At 65.6% G+C, this 4,377-nt stretch carries 2 protein-coding genes and 1 pseudogene; all 3 read right to left on the bottom strand.

All coding sequences use genetic code 11. The features are described from left to right. Positions 1-566, bottom strand: a pseudogene (locus EN749_RS31530) (UPF0280 family protein); the annotation flags it as partial. Beyond that, complete coding sequence (locus EN749_RS31535; RefSeq protein ID WP_128364623.1) at positions 566-2,107, bottom strand: 6-hydroxynicotinate reductase; 1,542 nt, start codon at positions 2,105-2,107, stop codon at positions 566-568. The pseudogene EN749_RS31530 and the gene EN749_RS31535, both read right to left, overlap by 1 nt. Then, positions 2,104-4,377 (bottom strand): xanthine dehydrogenase family protein molybdopterin-binding subunit (locus tag EN749_RS31540; protein WP_145991078.1); only part of this gene is annotated, 2,274 nt, incomplete at its 5' end. The genes EN749_RS31540 and EN749_RS31535, both read right to left, overlap by 4 nt.

A 4,377-nucleotide genomic window follows, 5' to 3' on the forward strand; every position in this document is an offset into this window, starting at 1 on the left:
GCGCCGGTCCGCGCGAGCACGGTGACGGCGTCGGCAATGCCAAGCGAGAAGGAGCGGCCGCGCCAGCCGCTGGTGGCAACGCCACGAACGCCATCTTCCGCGCGGATCGTGATCCGGTCCGCCATGCCGTTGCCGGTGCCGGCGACCGCCAATCCCATCGACTGTCCCCTGCCGATATGGATTGCGCAGTCGCCGCCATTGTTGACATAGGCGCGATCGAGCTTGCGGCCGGCAAGCAATGCGGCGAGCATTTCGTCGGCTACCGATCCCGCGACGGCGGCCATCGGTGTTATGAAGCATTCCGCCAGGGGCATGACGGCTGCTTCCATGCGGCGCGCCGTCGGGCCGGCGAAGGTGCGCGGCGCCAGGAAAAACGCCGGCAGTCGCAATTCGGGGAGCTCCTCGACCAGCTCCATCAGGATCGTCTGGAACCGCGCTATGGCCTGTTCATAGGCTTGGCGGCATTCATCCGTCGCACCAAAAACCTCGACGATCAGGTCGATCGGCCCGTGGTTGAGATGCAGCCGCTTGCCGTCCTGCAGCCAGTTGGCTTGCGGGCCTTGCATCACCCGGCCTCGTTCGAGCCGGCACGGCGCAGCTGCGCGAGTGGCGGCCATGGATTGGTGGCTTCGGCGCCTGTGCCGCGGCGCGGATTCAGGTACTCACCGCCTTTTGCGACAATATCCTCGACGCTGCGGATCTCGGCCTCGTACCCGCCAAGCCTGACATAGTCGTCGCGGCGCAGCGTGAATTCGATAGGCGCCACCAGCGCCGGCGTCGGCACATAGCCGAAGGCACCCTCAGGCACTCTGGTGACATCGACCATCAGCGTGATGCCGCCGCCCGGCCAGACATAGACCGGCGCGCCGCCGACCGTGACATAGGTGGTCAGGCCCTGAACCGAGCGGGTGAGATTGACCGGGTTTTCGGTGACGCCGGCCCGCAGCGAGCCGCCGGCGCCGCCGATGAACAGCACTGTGCACAAAGCCGGCTCGCAATTGTCCTCGATCAGCCCGACCGACTTCTGCAGCCGTTCGGGGAAAGGTTTTTGCACCGGTTTCAGCTCGTCGTCGAGTTCGTAATAGGCGAACTGTTCCCCGGTGGTCGACACCATCAGCAGCGACAGCCCCGGCCGCGCGCCTTTCTTGGCGTTCCATTCGCCGAGAATCGACAGCGGGTCTGAAATACTGGTGCCGCCCCAGCCAAGCCCGGGTTCGGAGACCTTGAAATAGCGGCCCGGCGTCGAACGGCGGCCGATTATTTTTATACCTGTATCCTGCCAGCCCAGCACCTTGCCGGCCTGGTGCTCGGAAACGACGCCGGTGATGTGGTCGTCGACCACCACCACCTCGTCGACAAGGCCGCGCCATTGCGTGGCGAACATGCCGATGGTGGCCGAGCCGCAGCCGACGCGCATTCGGTGTTCCTGCTTGCCGTCGATGACAGGTGCTTTGCCGGCTTCGACTATGATGGTGGCGCCGCCGTCGATGGCCAGTTCCACCGGCTTGCGGTTGCACAGATTGAGCAGCGCGTCACAGGTGGCGCGTCCCTCGGCCTTGGAGCCGCCGGTCAGATGGTGCACACCGCCCAGCGACAGCATCTGCGAGCCATACTCGCCCGTCGTGACATGGCCGATCGCTTCGCCGGCTGCGCGGACTATTGCCGTCTCGGGACCGAGGTGACGGTCGGTATCGATCTTCACCTTGACGCCGCAATAGGAGAAGATGCCCTCGGTGACGACGGTGACGAGATCGACGCCTTCGACCTCCTGGCTGACGATGAAGGGGGCCGGCTTGTAGTCGGGATAGGTGGTGCCGGCGCCTATTGCGGTGACGAAGCGGCGGCCGGTGTTGACCAGTTCGCCGTCCCAGGCCTCGCCCACGGCGACGAACGGCACGATCGCCGCGCCGGTCTCGGCCGCATGATCGAGGATGGTCAGCGGATCCATCCGCACGATCCTGCCGCCGACATTTCCGTAGCGGTCGCAGGCGCCGGTGCGCCCATCCGCGATATAGCACATCACCGGACAGGCATCGCAGCGGATCTTCTCCGCCACCAGCTTCTCGCCGGGATCATGGGTTTCGAAGCGCTCGGCAAGCTCGCTCATCGGCGTGCCTCCTTTTCGCGGATACCATCTTTCTCGCGGATGCCAGCGCGGATACGCGTCGGCGTCGCCGGAACTTTGGTGACCAGCACACCGGTGGCGTGGCGGATGGCGTTGAGGATCGCCGGCGCCGTCGGGATCAGCACGTGCTCGCCCAAACCCTTGGCGCCAAAGGGTCCTTCCGGATCCGGAACTTCTATCAGGATGGTCTCGATCGGTGGCACGTCGCCAATGGTCGGGATGAGATAATCGTGCAAATTCTCGGTGCGGCCGGGGATATACTCTTCCATCAGCGCCATGCCGATGCCTTGCGCAATGCCGCCTTCGATCTGGCCCTCGGCCAGCAGCGGGTTGATCGCCTTGCCGACATCATGCGCGGCGGTGATTTTCAGCAGCTTCACCGTGCCGAGCTTGAGGTCGACCTCCAATTCGGCGATCTGCGCGCCATAGCCGTAGACGGCGTAGGGTTTGCCCTGGCCCTCGGCGTCGAGGGGCAGCGTCGGCGGGTCGTAGGTCTCCTCGGCGCGAAAGACGAAGCCTTCGGCATCCACGTCCAATGTGGTGAGATCGATGCGGCGGGTGGCTTCTCCCTCGCGGATGACGATCGCCGAACCGTCCAGTTGCAGAGCGGCTTTTTCCGAAACATTGGCGAAGCGCAGGATCTTTTCGCGCAAGGCGCGGCCAGCCTTTTCGGCCGCCTTGCCGGTGACGAAGGTCTGGCGCGAGGCCGAGGTCTTGCCGGCGTCGGGGGTGATGGCTGTATCGGCGCTCTTCAACTGGAATTTCTCAAGCGGCAGGCCGAGCGCGTCGGCGCATATCTGGGCGATGACCGTGTTCGAACCCTGGCCGATATCGACAGCGCCCTGGTGCAGGATGACCGTGCCGTCAGCCGCGATGCCGACCCGGATGGTCGACGGGTTGGGCAGCGAGGTGTTGCCGCAGCCATACCAGCAGGACGCGACGCCAACGCCGCGCTTTCTATCCCTGCTGGCACGGTTGAACGCATCCGCATCGGCCGTTGCGCGCACCCAGTGCGGCTGCAGCGATTCGAGGCATTCGGCAATGCCGACGCCGGACTCCAGAAGCTGCCCGGTAACCGTTTCGGATCCGTTACGAAGGCAGTTCTTCAAGCGAAAATCGAGCCGGTCCATGCCGAGCTTGCCGGCTAGCTCGTCATACAGCGTCTCCTGCATGATCGTCGCTTGCGGCACGCCGAAGCCGCGGAAGGCGCCGGAGATCGGCCCATGCGTGTGGATGGCGCGGCCTTCGGCGCGGTAATTCGGCGTCGCGTAGGGTCCGGAGGCGTGCACCGGCACGCGGTTGGCCACGGTAGGGCCCCAGCTTGCATAGGCGCCGGTGTTGAAGTCACCTTCGAAGATCATGCCGGTGACAAGGCCATCGGCATCGGCGCCGATGGTCGCTCTCATCTCGGCCGGATGGCGCTTGGTGGTCGAAATCATCGATTCGGTGCGGGTGTAGGCAAGTGCCGCCGGCCGCCCCGTCTTCATCGCCACCAGGCCGATCAGCGGCTGCAGCGAAACGTCGAGCTTGGACCCGAAACCGCCGCCGGTCGCGGTCGGCACGATGCGCACCTTGTCGACGGCTAGGCCGAGCACCTTCGCCGTCTCGTCGCGGTCCATATAGGGCGCCTGGGTGCAGGCGACGACGACCAGCGTGTCGCCGTCCAGATAGGCATAGCCGGCTTCCGGTTCGATATAGGCGTGCTCGACATAGGAGGTGTCGATGGCGCCGGACACGGTGAACGCAGCGCCGGCAAGCGCCGTCTCGGGGTCGCCTCGCTCGACCAGGCCGGAGGTGAGCAGGTTCGCCGGCCGACTTTCATGGATCAGCGCAGCACCCTCAGCCTGCGCCTCGGCAGGTTGCAGAAAATGCGGCAGTTCGCTCCAGCGGACAGGAAAATCCGACAAATCGAGATCGAGTATCGCCTCGCGCTCGCCGGCAACCAGCGCCACCGCCTCGCCACGGAGCCGCGCAAACCCTTCGGCCAGCGCCGGCTGGTCGGCGAACGGGCCGATAGCGCCGAAACAGTTTTTTCCGGGAATGTCGGCTGCTGTGAAGACACCGGCTATGCCGGGATGCGCCTTCGTCCAGCCGTCGAGGTCGCCGAAGGCGAAGCTGGCGTGATAATGCGGCGAGCGGACCACCAGCACGGCCAGCGCATCGGCGGGGGAGGAATCGCCGCCGAATTGCTCAGCCCCGGTGGCCTTCGGCACGCCATCGAGCCGGACGGGCGAGGAGCCGATCGCATGGCC

Source organism: Mesorhizobium sp. M7A.F.Ca.ET.027.02.1.1, from assembly GCF_004022985.1.
Classification (GTDB): Bacteria; Pseudomonadota; Alphaproteobacteria; order Rhizobiales; family Rhizobiaceae; genus Mesorhizobium.

Coding starts and splice junctions, on each gene's coding strand:
- EN749_RS31535 (WP_128364623.1), bottom strand. CDS start 2,107: ATGAGCGAGCTTGCCGAGCGCTTCGAAACCCATGATCCCGGCGAGAAG.